Consider the following 11,955-nt stretch of genomic DNA (forward strand, 5'->3'; position numbering starts at 1 on the left):
GGGGGCAAATCAAAGTTTTTTTGCCAGCGCTTCCGCCTCGACATCGGAGGCAGCGCGGCTCTGCAGCCGAAGCCGGTGCTCGCGGTGGACGATATAGAGGCCGCTGGCGACGATGATGGCCGCGCCAACCAGCGTCCAGCGGTCTGGAAACTGCTTGAAGACGATCCAGCCGGAAATGATCATCCACACCATCTGCGAATAGGGATAGGGGGCGAGCGCCGTGGTCGTCGCCAGCCGATAGGCCTGCACCAGCAGCCAATGGCCGACACCGCCGAACACGCCAAGCATGAGCAGGATGAACCAGTGCCAGCCATCATGCGGCAGCGAGAAGGAAAACGGCAACATCGGCAAAAGCAGCACCGCCGGCGCCAGCGCCGAGAACAGGATCAGGCTCTCCGACGTCTCGGTCGCCGACATGCGGCGCGTCATGATGACGTAGAAGCTGTTCGACAGCATCGAGCCGAGCGCGAAGAGATGGCCGATGCCGAAGACGCCGACACCTGGCCTTGTGATGATCAGAACCCCGGCGAAGGCGGCCAGGATGGCCAGCCAGCGCCGCCAGCCGGCCCATTCACCGAGCAGCGGACCGGCAAGTGCTGTGATCACCATCGGCCCGAAGAAATAGATCGATGTCGTCTCGGCCAGTTGCAGGGAGCGCAGCGCCAGGATGTTGCACATGGTCGAGCCGAACAGGAACACACCGCGCAGCACATGCGCCGGCAGGTTGACCGGACGAAACCGCATGGGTTGGCGCCAGCCGCGCAGCAGCGTGCCGACCAGCACGACGTGCACGGCAAAGCGCACCCAGGCGACGATCAGCGCCGAAATGCCGGCCAGGACGAGATATTTGCTTGAGGTGTCGAGGAAGGTGAAGAAGACATAGGTGGTAAGCATGCACAGGATCGCCACCGGCGGCGTCGCGCTTTCGACATATCTTTGGGAAGCATTCACTTGCAGGCCGGGGAAAAGCTGGGCTGAAGCCCCACCTTTGCGGGAATTGTCGCTTGCCGGCAAGCCAATTGTCGCCCGCTGCCACGCCAAAGCCAGCTGGCACAACAATACAACAATAGAAGCCAGTAGGCTTAGTCCAGCCTTCCGTCTAGGCGTGCATACGGGCGCCCTTGGTGATCTTGTCGACGAGCTTCTTCTCCGCGCGCAGCGCGATGCCGACCACCTTGGCGTCTTCGGGCGCGAACTCGGCGAAGACGGCGCGGTTGGCGGCGTCGAAGCCGGTCGAGAACATCTCCTCGACATAGAGCGAGGTCGTCACGCCGCGCTCCAGCGCGCGCCGGTGGATCGTGGCGAGCGTCGCCTGGTCAGCCGACAGCACGATGACCGGCTGGACTGACAGCGGGTTGTAGAGATTGCCGGAGCGGTCGCGATAGGGCTCGCCGATGATGTCTGGAAACTGGGCGACGATGCCGCTGGTCAGGAAGGCGGTGACGTTGAGTTTCTGCCAGACCGGCAGGTCCTCCCGCAGCACGATTGCAAATTTCGTGTCGAACATGAGAAAATGGACCATTCGAGGTTAGGCCCCGATTGCGAGGCTGAAGGAGACGATGTCGTTCGAACTAGACCGCCAGGCCTTCGAGGGTCTTGGACGTTTGTGCGCGGGTGCAGCTGAAAACTGCATCATCTCCGCTCCCGACCCTGCGGGCATGGAACGGATCGAAGCGCGGTTCCACGGTAGCGCCTTCGATATGCATCGCCACGACAGCTACGCGATCGGGGTGACACTGCACGGCGTGCAGACCTTTCGCTATCGCGGTGCGACGCGGCTGAGCCTGCCCGGCCAGATCATCGTCCTGCATCCCGACGAATTGCACGATGGCGGCGCTGGCACCGAGGACGGGCTGCGCTACAGGATGCTCTATCTCGAGCCGTCGCTGATGCTGGACTGCCTTGGCGGCGCTTCGCTGCCCTTCGTCAGGGATGCCGTGGTGAGGGACGACGCCTTCTGCACCACCCTGCTGTCGGCGCTGGGGCCGTTGCAGCAGGAGCTCGACGAACTGTTCGTCGACGACTTCCTCACGCAACTGATGCAAAGCCTGACGCGCCATGCCGGCCAGCCGGCAAAGCCGATGACCAGGACGGCGTGGCGGGCGGCGAAGCTGGCGCGAGACTATCTTACGGAGAATGCAACGCGCCCCGTGCGTTCCGACGAATTGGAAGCCATTACCGGGCTCGACCGCTATGCCTTGTCGCGGCATTTCCGTGCCGCCTTCTCGACCAGCCCGCATCGTTTCCTGGTGATGCGCCGGCTACAGCGCGCGCGGCGAATGATTGCCGCCGGCGAGCCCTTGGCGCAGATCGCGGTCGAGGCCGGCTTCACCGATCAGAGCCATTTCAACAGGCAATTCAAGAAGGCGTTCGGCATGACGCCGGGACGTTGGTCCTCGCTGATCCGGGAATCAGTCCCGGCAGCGGCCTGATTGTTGCAGTCAGTCGTCCGACTCGGCGTCGTCGTCGATCAGCGCCAGTTCCTCATTGGAGAGGTTGGCCTCGATGCGGGCCAAAAGCTTGAACAGCGCCTTCTGGTCTTTCTTGTCGAGGCCTTTGAGCGCCTGCTTTTCGGTCTTCTTCACCGACTTCTCGATGGCGCGGATGGTGTCGCGGCCAGTCTCGGTGAGGAAGATGTGCGCCTGACGCGCGTCGGACTCGGAGGCGCGCTTTTCCAGAAAACCCTGCGCCTGCAGCCGGTTGATGGTCTTGGTGATGGTCGGCGGGCGCACGCCGAGGCGACCGGCAAGATTGCCAGGCGTCTGGCCGTCCTCACGGTCGAGCGCCAGCATGATCTGGTCCTGGCCGGCATAGAAGCCGTGCGCCAGAAGCCGGGCCGCCAGCGCGGTTCTTGCCAGCCTTGCCGCCGAATGCAGCCGGCTCATTGTTGCAGTCTTGTCCGCCTTGGCCATGGTCATCCCTCTTCGGCCGTACCGGTGCACGCAGCATAGACGCAGCCGGCCGGTTGGCAATCGACGATCAAAAAGATTCCGGCGCTCCAAACAGCTTTGCCGGCAAGCATTGCGGTGTCCGCCGTGGTGATGCCAGATGTTTATTTCAGTTAGATGACAAACGAGTTTCCGCCAAGGCAATTGCAGCGGTTCGGCGAGCCGGGGTTCCGCTCAGATTGACGAGAAGCGTTTCCGACGACGAAGCTGCAGCGCAGGCGCCGCCTCATGCGCTGCCGGCGCGGAAGATGTTCTGGCGCGCTGGCCACTTTCCACATCTGGGTCAAACGCACAGGCGGTTTGCCTCGTGCAAAAGGCCGGCACACATCCTATATCAGGCCAACAATCCCTTCTCGTGGCCCTGTATTTCTAGGGCCCAGTCATTTCGAGGCAAGCCATGAGCGACGCACAGACGCAGATCCCCGTAACCGTTCTCACAGGCTATCTCGGCGCCGGCAAGACGACGCTGCTCAACCGCATCCTGTCGGAAAACCACGGCAAGCGCTACGCAGTCATCGTCAACGAATTCGGCGAGATCGGTATCGACAACGACCTGATCGTGGAATCCGACGAGGAAATCTACGAGATGAACAATGGCTGCGTCTGTTGCACGGTGCGCGGCGACCTGATCCGCGTCGTCGAAGGCCTGATGCGCCGGCCCGGCCGCTTCGACGCCATCGTGGTCGAGACCACCGGTCTCGCCGATCCGGTGCCGGTGGCGCAGACCTTCTTCATGGATGACGACGTGCGCTCCAAGACCAGGCTCGATGCAGTGGTGGCTCTGGTCGATGCCAAGCATCTGCCGCTCAGGCTCAAGGATTCCAAGGAAGCCGAGGACCAGATCGCCTTCGCCGACGTCGTTGTGCTCAACAAGACCGATCTCGTCACCCCGGAAGAGCTGGCCAAGGTCGAGGCGACGATCCGCGCCATCAATCCTGCGGCCAGGATCCATCGCACCACCCGTGCCGGTGTTGACCTGTCCGAGGTGCTCGACCGTGGCGCATTCGACCTGTCGCGGGCGCTGGAAAACGATCCGCATTTCCTCGAGGCGCATGACGACCACGATCATCACGACCACGATCATGACCATGATGGCCACGATCACCATGATCATGACGGGCATGATCATCACCACCATGCGCACCCCTCTGATATTCATGACGTGACGGTGCAGTCGGTGTCGCTGCGCGGCGGCGAGATGGATTCGAAGAAGTTCTTCCCGTGGATCGAGAAGATCACCCAGATGGAAGGTCCGAACATTCTGCGGCTGAAGGGCATCATTGCGCTCAAGGGCGATGACGAGCGCTATGTCATCCAGGGCGTGCACATGATCATCGAAGGCGACCACCAGCGCGCCTGGAAAGACGGCGAGAAGCATGAGAGCCGGCTGGTGTTCATCGGCCGCGAACTGGACGCCGAGCGGCTGAAGAAGAGTTTTGACGCCTGCCAGGCGGCTTGACCGCAACCAATGCCGCGTCTGCTCGATCTCGCCGATGATTTTCTGATCATCGGCGACATCATACGACTTTCCGACAATTACTATCTCGGGCCGGCTTCCGGCTCGGTCGATCTTCTGATCTTCGATCCCCGCGAAGAGGAGGCCGGGCTCGGTCTCATGGTGACATCCGGCTATAAGGCGGGCCTCGTTTTCGCCGTGCTGCCGGAGGAAAGCAGGTTCGAGAAAAAACCCGCACTTTCGAAGGTTTGGTTGATCGAAAACTGGGACAAATGGTTCGTCTTCACCTATCAAGGCGGCCCGGTTCCGATCGAGGACACCGTCATCCTGCGCTGGAACGAACGAATGACTGTTGAGACCCGCCATGCCGACCGTCGCCCCGCTTGATCTTGAAGGCCATTGCGTCGCTGCGGTCTTCCTCGGCGACGTGCCGCATTTTGCGTTGGCCGACGGCGCCGTCCATCGGCTCGACAATGGCCACAAGACGGTGCAGGCCAATGACGGGCTGCTCGCGGCCTTCCATGATGCAGCCAATGACCGGCTGATCACTGGCGGCGAGGACGGCAAGGTGTTCGCCGTGAAGGCCGGCGGCGAGGCCAGGGAATTGGCAACAGCCGGCAAGAAATGGATCACCAGCGTTGCCGCCGGGCCGCAAGGCGCCATCGCCTACGCCACCGGCAAGACCGCCTTTGTGCGCTTCGCCGATGGCAAGACAAGGGAATTTGTCCATCCGCGTTCGGTCGAGGGGCTGGCGTTTTCGCCCAAGGGCATGCGCTTCGGCGTCGCCCGCTACAATGGTGCGACGCTGCATTTCCCGGCCGCCGAAGGCAAACCGGTGGAGCTCGAATGGGCCGGCGCCCATACCGGCATCACCTTCTCACCCGACGGCGCCTTCCTCGTCACCACCATGCAGGAGAATGCCTTGCATGGCTGGAAGCTCGCCGACGGCAAGCACATGCGCATGACCGGCTATCCCGGCAAGGTCAAAAGCCTGTCGTGGAGCGTCAAGGGCAAATGGCTGGCCAGTTCCGGCGCACCGGCGGCGATCGTCTGGCCGTTTTCGGGCAAGGACGGGCCGATGGGCAAGGCGCCGCTGGAACTCGGCACACGTGGCAATGCCATGGTGACAGCGGTCGCGTGCCACCCGAGCCAGGATGTCGTCGCCGTCGGCTATGACGACGGCATGGTCATGGCTGTACGTTTTTCCGACGCCAAGGAAGTGCTGTTGCGGCGGCCCGGCAAAGGCGCCATCACTTCGATGATGTGGGACAAGGAAGAACGCCGCGTCGCCTTCGGCAGTGCGGCCGGAGACTGCGGCGTCATCGACATCGCGGCGTAGTTCATAACAGCGGTCACTCGGCGCCGCAGGAGACCTTGCCCGTCAGATCGACGGTCTTGCCGTCGCTATCCTTGTCGGCCGTGCTGTCATAGACGGCAAGCTTGTAGTCTCCGCCATAGACGCCTTCATCGCTGGCCTTGGTCAGGATCGTCAGTTCGACCGAGCTGAACCTCTTGGCCACCTCCTGCTCGTGATAGATGTTCAGCCGCAGTTCCTTGTTGTCGAGCCAGTACTGGGTGAGGTTGGAATTTTCGAACATCGTCTTGCGCAATTGATCGCCGGCGGGCCTTGCCTTGATTTCGAGGTCGCCGCGAAAGTTGAAGGTCGGGCCGCCCATGCCGGTGGTGACGCCGGCATCGACCTGGAATTTCACCGCCGCATCGTCGACGGAGCACCAGATACCACCGGTGGCAAACGCAGTGCCTACCGACAGAAACAGCATCGTCACGCAGATGATCGTCCGCATTTTCCCCCCGCGTCGCCATTGCCGACAGCATTGGCGCTGACTTCGCAGAGAGGGTCAAGCGCCGCCGCTGGTGGCTGAGCCAACGCAGGACAGACGCGCGACCAATTGCGGTCGCGGGGGTTGATTGGCTAAGAGGAACCTATCAGAGGGGTTTCCATGCACAGCAGCGACAGTTCAGAGACCATTGGCGGCATCAGCCGTGACCGCATCGCGCAATTACGCGAGACCGAAGGGGCAGCCTTCCGCGCGGCGCGGCCGAAATCCCAGGCCAAGGTCGGCAATGGCCTGCCCGGCTTCTTCGGCGGCGTGCCTATGCACTGGATGAACGACTGGCCGACGCCGTTTCCGATCCTGGTCGACAGCGCCAGGGGTGCTGCGATCACCGACATCGACGGCAACAGGCTCGACGATTTCTGCCTTGGCGACACCGGCTCGATGTTCGGCCATTCGCCGCCGCCGGTGGCACGCGCCATCCGCCGCCAGGCCGGACGCGGCCTGACCTATATGCTGCCTTCGGAAGATGCGCTTGCCATCGGGCCGCTGTTGCAGCAGCGCTTCGGCCTGCCGTTCTGGCAGATCGCGACGACGGCGACCGACGCCAACCGTTTTGCGCTTCGTGTGGCCCGGGCCATCACCGGGCGGGAAAAGATCCTTGTCTTCAACGGCTGCTACCATGGCTCGGTCGACGAGACGATGGTGCGGCTGGTCGACGGCAAGCCCGTCAACCGGCCTGGGCTGGCAGGCGAATTCCGCGACCTGACCCGCACGGCCAAGGTCATTGAATTCAACGACATTCCGGCACTTGAAGCAGCCCTGAAGGATAGGGATGTGGCCTGCGTCATCGCCGAACCTGTGCTGACCAATTCCTGCATGGTGCTGGCCGACCCAGGCTTCCATGACGCGCTGCGCCGACTGACCCGCGCAGCCGGCACGCTGCTTTTGATCGACGAGACGCACACGATCTCGACCGGCCCCGGCGGCTACACCAGGAAATACGGGCTCGACCCGGACCTCTTCGTGCTGGGCAAGCCGATCGCCGGCGGCGTGCCGGCAAGCGTGTGGGGCATGAGCGATGAGGTCGCCTCGCGCTACGCCGACTACAACAGGACCAAGGAGCCTGGCTATTCCGGCATGGGCACGACGCTGTCGGCCAACCCACTGCAGTTCGCCACCATGCGCGCCACACTCGAAGAAGTGATGACCGAGGAAAATTATGACCGCATGGACCATCTGGCGCGGCGGCTCGATGCCGGGCTGACCGGCGTGATCGACCGCTATCGCCTGCCCTGGCATGTCGCCCGCGTCGGTGCGCGCGTCGAATTCATCTGCGCGCCCGGCCCGCTGCGCAACGGCGCGGAGGCTGAGACCGCGCATGCGCCCGAACTGGAGGCCGCAATCCATGTCGGGCTGGTCAACCGTGGCGTGCTGATCGCACCCTTCCACAACATGATGCTGATCTCGCCGGCGACGTCAGGCGCTCAGGTCAACCGGCTGATCAGCGCCTTCGCTGCGGTTGCGGCAAAGCTTGCGGCATGAGACAAGCGGCTATGGACAATCCCAATGCCACCCTGACCTCGCCATCGGGGTCCTCGCCCGCTGAGGCACAAGCCTTTCTCGAGACCCATCCCGAGATAGAGGCCTTCGATATCGTGCTGACCGACGCGAATGGCGTCGGCCGCGGCAAGATTGTGCGCCGGCACGAGCTGAAGAGCATTTTCGAGGGCGGCCGGCACATGCCTATCTCGATCCTCGGCCTCGACATCACCGGCGAGGATGTGCACGAAACCGGGCTGATCTGGACCACCGGCGACGGCGACCTCAGGGCTTGGCCGATCCCCGGCACGCTGGTGCCGCTTTACGGCACCAACCCGCCGCGAGGCCAGTTGCTGATGGCGATGTATCATCTCGACGGCCAGCCAATGTCTTCGGATCCGCGCCTGGCGCTGGCCCGGCAGGTCGACATATTGGCGGCCAAGGGGCTTTACCCGGCCGGCGCCTTCGAACTCGAGTTTTTTCTCCTGGCCAATGAGCGCGATGCCGACGGCAAGGTGCAGCCGGCGCGCGCAGTGCTCGATGGCCGCGTCTCGGGCAAGACCGAGGTCTATTCGGTCGACCATCTGCACGGCATGGAGCCGCTGTTCTCCGACATCTACGCCGCCGCCAAGGCACAAGGCATTCCGGCCGAGACGGTCATTTCCGAATATGCGCCCGGCCAGTACGAACTGACGCTGAACTACCGCAAGGATGTGATGCGAGCCGCCGACGACCTCGTCATGCTGAAGCGGCTGGTGCGGGCACAGGCGCGCAGGCATGGCGTGACCGCCTGTTTCATGGCCAAGCCGATCGAGAAATATGCCGGCTCGGGCATGCATTTCCACGTCTCGCTGCAGGACAAATCAGGCAGAAACGTGTTTGCCGAAGCCGGCGGCGAGAGCTGGTCGCTGCCCTTGCTGCAAGGCCTCGGCGGCCTGATCCAGACGATGGCGGAATCGATGCTGGTGTTTGCGCCGCACGCCAATTCATGGCGGCGCTTCGTCTCGCAATCCTACGCGCCGGTGGCGCCGACCTGGGGCGTCAACAACCGCTCGGTGGCGCTGCGCGTGCCGGCGGGCGACGCGAAGAACCGGCGCATCGAGCACCGGCCGTCGGGCGTCGACGCCAATCCCTATCTGATCGCCGCGACGGTTCTGGCCGGCATCATCAAGGGCCTCGACGAAGGTCTCGACCCTGGCCCTGAAACGACCGGCAATGGCTATGAAGCGGCCGTCACCCGCACGACGATGCCGGCCGATTGGCGTGGCGCCATCGAGACTGCAAGAGCATCCAGCTTTCTGAAAGGCGCGCTTGGCGAGGACCTGCACCGGACCTTCGTGGCGATCAAACAGTCCGAATATCTGCGCGTGGCGCGCACGGTCAGCGAACTGGATTATCACCTCTACCTGCACGAGGTGTGATGACTTGATGATAGGCGGCGATCACTTTTTCGCCGCCACCATCAAATGAGGTAGCACACCAGCATCATAGAACATATCATGAACAGATGAGCGCACTCACTGTTCGTGAAAAACTGGCTATCCTTTCCGATGCCGCCAAATATGACGCCTCCTGCGCCTCATCAGGCTCGGCGAAAAAGGATTCCCTGAAAACTGGCGGCATTGGCTCCACAGAGGGGATGGGCATCTGCCATTCCTACGCGCCGGACGGGCGCTGCATTTCGCTCTTGAAAATCCTGCTCACCAATTTCTGCATCTATGATTGCAGCTATTGCATCAACCGCTCGTCCTCAAATGTGAAGCGTGCCCGCTTCAGCATCGACGAAGTAGTGAAGCTGACCATGGATTTCTACCGGCGCAATTACATCGAGGGCCTGTTCCTGTCCTCGGGCGTCATCCGGTCGCCTGACGAGACCATGGGTGAGATGGTCGAGGTGGCGCGACGGCTGCGGCTGGAAGAGAAATTCTCCGGCTATATCCATCTGAAGACCATTCCGGAAAGTTCGGCGGAACTGGTCGAACAGGCCGGCCTCTATGCCGACCGGCTGTCGATCAATGTCGAACTGCCGACCGACGAAGGTGTCAAAAAACTGGCACCGGAAAAGAAGCCGGAAACGATCCGGCTTTCCATGGCCAGGCTGCGCCAGAAGATGGAGGAAAAGGCCGAGCCGACACTCCGAACCAAAAAGCGCGAACGCTTCGCTCCAGGCGGCCAGTCGACGCAGATGATCGTCGGCGCCGACAAGACATCCGACGACGGCATATTGCACACCAGCGCCCGGCTTTATGGCAGCTACCATCTGCGGCGCGTTTGTTATTCCGCCTTCAGCCCGATCCCCGACTCGTCGTCGTCCTTGCCCCTGCAGAAGCCGCCGCTGATGCGCGAACACCGGCTTTACCAGGCCGACTGGCTGATGCGGTTTTACGGGTTTTCGCAGCCGGAAATCCTGGCCGGCAGCGACGACGGCATGCTCGACCTTGCCATCGATCCCAAGCTCGCCTGGGCGCTGCGCAACCGGGGGCAGTTTCCGGTCGACGTGAACCGCGCCGACCGCGAATCCCTGCTGCGCGTGCCCGGCCTCGGCACCAAGGTGGTGGCAAAAATCCTGGAGACGCGTCGCCACCGCCGCATGCGACTCGAAGATGTCGGGCGGATTTGCCAGTCGATCGCTAAACTCAGGCCGTTCATCATCGCCGAAGGCTGGTCGCCGGGAGCGCTCACCGACAAGCAGGGCTTGCGCGACAAGATCATGCGCTCCTGCGAGCAACTGTCGCTGTTTTGACCATGAAGCCGGCTGAGCTCAATCTTGCCCGGTATAGCGTGCGGCTCGATAGCGAGACCGATTTTACCGGCTGGCGCGATGCGGCACGGCGGCTGGCGCTGAATGAGGTCCGACCCGAGGATATTAGCTGGCATGTCGCGGCCGGTTCCGACCAGCCGCCGTGCGATTTGCCTGCCGCGCCTGTGGGCGCGCAGCTTGTCGTGCCGCGTGATTTTATCGTGCATGCCGAAACCGCCTTCTGCCATAGCGACCCCACCCGGTTTGCCTTTCTCTATCGGATGCTGTGGCGCTTGCGGACCGAACCAAAGCTGCTGTCGATCGCGTCGGATCCCGACGCCAGACGGCTTGAATCCATGGAAAAGGCAGTGCGGCGCGACAGCCACAAGATGCATGCCTTCGTGCGGTTCCGGAAGATCGGTGAGGGCGCCGATGAGCGCTATGTCGCCTGGTTCGAGCCCGATCATTTCATCGTCGAGCGCAACGCGGATTTCTTCGTCAGGCGTTTCACCGGCATGCGCTGGACCATATTGACCCCCTATGCCTCCGCCGATTGGGACGGCGAAAGGCTGGCGATCGGGCCAGGCGCCGCCAAGGGCGATGCACCTGATCAGGATGACACCGAAGCACTGTGGCGCACCTATTTCGAGAACATCTTCAATCCGGCACGGCTGAAGGTGAAAGCCATGCAAAAGGAGATGCCGAAGAAATATTGGCGGAACCTTCCCGAGGCCTCGCTCATTCCAGACCTGATCGCAGGAGCGGACAAGGCCGCCAAAGACATGATTGCGAAGATGCCGACCACGCCCGCGCCGCACCATGACAAGGTGCAGGCCAGGCATTGGCCGAAGCAGTCAGTCGAAGTACCTCAGGATGAGGCCAGCACCATTTCCGAATTGCGCGAGGCGGCGAAAGGCTGCCACCGCTGCCCGCTGTGGCGTGATGCGACGCAGACGGTATTTGGCGAGGGCCCTGACAATGCCAAGGTGATTTTCGTCGGCGAACAGCCTGGTGACCAGGAAGACCTCGCCGGCAAACCTTTCGTCGGTCCGGCGGGCAAGGTGTTCGACGCCATCCTCGATGACGCAGGCGTGGAGCGCCATAAGGTCTACGTCACCAATGCGGTCAAGCATTTCAAATTCGAACCACGCGGCAAGCGGCGCATCCACTCCAAGCCCAATGCTGGTGAGGTGCAGGCCTGCCGCTGGTGGATCGACCGGGAGTTCGCGCTGATCAAGCCTGAGCTTGCGGTGGCATTGGGCGCAACGGCCGCGCTGTCGTTGCTCGGCAAGGCAATCCCGGTGACGAAAATGCGCGGGCAGGTGATCGAGCGTGAGGATGGATTGAGGGTTTTCATCACCATCCATCCGTCTTTTATCCTGCGCATTCAGGAGCCTGCGGAGAAGGAGGCGGAACGCGAGCGGTTTTTGCGGGACATGAGAGAGGTGAAGCGGTTGATGGCTGCTTGATCTG

At 62.5% G+C, this 11,955-nt stretch carries 12 protein-coding genes; 8 read left to right on the forward strand and 4 right to left on the reverse strand.

Annotated features, from left to right (window positions below):
- Positions 1-9: 9 nt before the first annotated feature.
- On the reverse strand, positions 10-894 hold the full coding sequence (locus tag EB235_RS01865; RefSeq protein WP_032926636.1) for a DMT family transporter: 885 nt from the start codon (positions 892-894) through the stop codon (positions 10-12).
- 205 nt (positions 895-1,099) lie between these two features.
- The gene (locus EB235_RS01870; RefSeq protein ID WP_027032644.1) at positions 1,100-1,507 is read right to left on the reverse strand and encodes a DUF2000 family protein; all 408 of its coding nucleotides are present in this window, start codon (positions 1,505-1,507) and stop codon (positions 1,100-1,102) included.
- 52 nt (positions 1,508-1,559) lie between these two features.
- Between EB235_RS01870 and EB235_RS01875 the strand changes: the two genes are divergently transcribed.
- Positions 1,560-2,432: an AraC family transcriptional regulator gene (locus EB235_RS01875; protein ID WP_027032643.1), complete on the forward strand. Its 873-nt coding sequence runs from the start codon at positions 1,560-1,562 to the stop codon at positions 2,430-2,432.
- A gap of 9 nt (positions 2,433-2,441) precedes the next feature.
- Here EB235_RS01875 and EB235_RS01880 read toward each other — a convergent pair whose 3' ends face one another.
- Entirely contained in the window at positions 2,442-2,912 is a 471-nt protein-coding gene (locus tag EB235_RS01880; RefSeq protein ID WP_032925820.1) for a MarR family winged helix-turn-helix transcriptional regulator, read from the reverse strand.
- Between the two features lie 433 nt (positions 2,913-3,345).
- Between EB235_RS01880 and EB235_RS01885 the strand changes: the two genes are divergently transcribed.
- The 3 genes from EB235_RS01885 to EB235_RS01895 are packed head-to-tail and all read left to right on the forward strand — an operon-like array spanning position 3,346 to position 5,743.
- Positions 3,346-4,407: a CobW family GTP-binding protein gene (locus EB235_RS01885; RefSeq protein WP_027032642.1), complete on the forward strand. Its 1,062-nt coding sequence runs from the start codon at positions 3,346-3,348 to the stop codon at positions 4,405-4,407.
- Between the two features lie 9 nt (positions 4,408-4,416).
- The gene (imm45, locus tag EB235_RS01890) at positions 4,417-4,791 is read left to right on the forward strand and encodes an Imm45 family immunity protein (RefSeq protein WP_032925819.1); all 375 of its coding nucleotides are present in this window, start codon (positions 4,417-4,419) and stop codon (positions 4,789-4,791) included.
- The gene (locus tag EB235_RS01895) at positions 4,769-5,743 is read left to right on the forward strand and encodes a WD40 repeat domain-containing protein (protein WP_027032641.1); all 975 of its coding nucleotides are present in this window, start codon (positions 4,769-4,771) and stop codon (positions 5,741-5,743) included. The genes imm45 and EB235_RS01895 overlap by 23 nt, the downstream gene beginning before the upstream one ends.
- Before the next feature lie 13 nt (positions 5,744-5,756).
- Here EB235_RS01895 and EB235_RS01900 read toward each other — a convergent pair whose 3' ends face one another.
- Positions 5,757-6,209 (reverse strand): hypothetical protein, encoded by a 453-nt coding sequence (locus EB235_RS01900; protein ID WP_027032640.1) that lies wholly within the window; start codon positions 6,207-6,209, stop codon positions 5,757-5,759.
- A gap of 156 nt (positions 6,210-6,365) precedes the next feature.
- Between EB235_RS01900 and EB235_RS01905 the strand changes: the two genes are divergently transcribed.
- The 4 genes from EB235_RS01905 (at position 6,366) to EB235_RS01920 (ending at position 11,951) form a co-directional block, all read left to right on the forward strand.
- The gene (locus tag EB235_RS01905) at positions 6,366-7,745 is read left to right on the forward strand and encodes an aspartate aminotransferase family protein (RefSeq protein ID WP_027032639.1); all 1,380 of its coding nucleotides are present in this window, start codon (positions 6,366-6,368) and stop codon (positions 7,743-7,745) included.
- The gene (locus tag EB235_RS01910) at positions 7,742-9,163 is read left to right on the forward strand and encodes a glutamine synthetase family protein (RefSeq protein WP_051429753.1); all 1,422 of its coding nucleotides are present in this window, start codon (positions 7,742-7,744) and stop codon (positions 9,161-9,163) included. Before EB235_RS01905 ends, EB235_RS01910 begins: the two co-directional genes overlap by 4 nt.
- An 86-nt stretch (positions 9,164-9,249) precedes the next feature.
- Positions 9,250-10,485 (forward strand): putative DNA modification/repair radical SAM protein, encoded by a 1,236-nt coding sequence (locus EB235_RS01915; RefSeq protein WP_027032637.1) that lies wholly within the window; start codon positions 9,250-9,252, stop codon positions 10,483-10,485.
- 2 nt (positions 10,486-10,487) lie between these two features.
- Positions 10,488-11,951 carry a UdgX family uracil-DNA binding protein gene (locus tag EB235_RS01920; RefSeq protein ID WP_027032636.1) on the forward strand — a complete coding sequence of 488 codons (1,464 nt, stop codon included), beginning with the start codon at positions 10,488-10,490 and terminating at the stop codon, positions 11,949-11,951.
- The last annotated feature ends 4 nt before the right edge of the window (positions 11,952-11,955 follow it).

It is taken from the genome of Mesorhizobium loti R88b, assembly GCF_013170845.1.
GTDB lineage: Bacteria > Pseudomonadota > Alphaproteobacteria > Rhizobiales > Rhizobiaceae > Mesorhizobium > Mesorhizobium loti_B.

Bases quoted from the DNA above. Each gene is read 5' to 3' on its own strand.
- EB235_RS01865 (WP_032926636.1), bottom strand. From the start codon at position 894: ATGCTTACCACCTATGTCTTCTTCACCTTCCTCGACACCTCAAGCAAA.
- EB235_RS01870 (WP_027032644.1), bottom strand. From the start codon at position 1,507: ATGTTCGACACGAAATTTGCAATCGTGCTGCGGGAGGACCTGCCGGTC.
- EB235_RS01875 (WP_027032643.1), top strand. From the start codon at position 1,560: ATGTCGTTCGAACTAGACCGCCAGGCCTTCGAGGGTCTTGGACGTTTG.
- EB235_RS01880 (WP_032925820.1), bottom strand. From the start codon at position 2,912: ATGGCCAAGGCGGACAAGACTGCAACAATGAGCCGGCTGCATTCGGCG.
- EB235_RS01885 (WP_027032642.1), top strand. From the start codon at position 3,346: ATGAGCGACGCACAGACGCAGATCCCCGTAACCGTTCTCACAGGCTAT.
- imm45 (WP_032925819.1), top strand. From the start codon at position 4,417: ATGCCGCGTCTGCTCGATCTCGCCGATGATTTTCTGATCATCGGCGAC.
- EB235_RS01895 (WP_027032641.1), top strand. From the start codon at position 4,769: ATGCCGACCGTCGCCCCGCTTGATCTTGAAGGCCATTGCGTCGCTGCG.
- EB235_RS01900 (WP_027032640.1), bottom strand. From the start codon at position 6,209: ATGCGGACGATCATCTGCGTGACGATGCTGTTTCTGTCGGTAGGCACT.
- EB235_RS01905 (WP_027032639.1), top strand. From the start codon at position 6,366: ATGCACAGCAGCGACAGTTCAGAGACCATTGGCGGCATCAGCCGTGAC.
- EB235_RS01910 (WP_051429753.1), top strand. From the start codon at position 7,742: ATGAGACAAGCGGCTATGGACAATCCCAATGCCACCCTGACCTCGCCA.
- EB235_RS01915 (WP_027032637.1), top strand. From the start codon at position 9,250: ATGAGCGCACTCACTGTTCGTGAAAAACTGGCTATCCTTTCCGATGCC.
- EB235_RS01920 (WP_027032636.1), top strand. From the start codon at position 10,488: ATGAAGCCGGCTGAGCTCAATCTTGCCCGGTATAGCGTGCGGCTCGAT.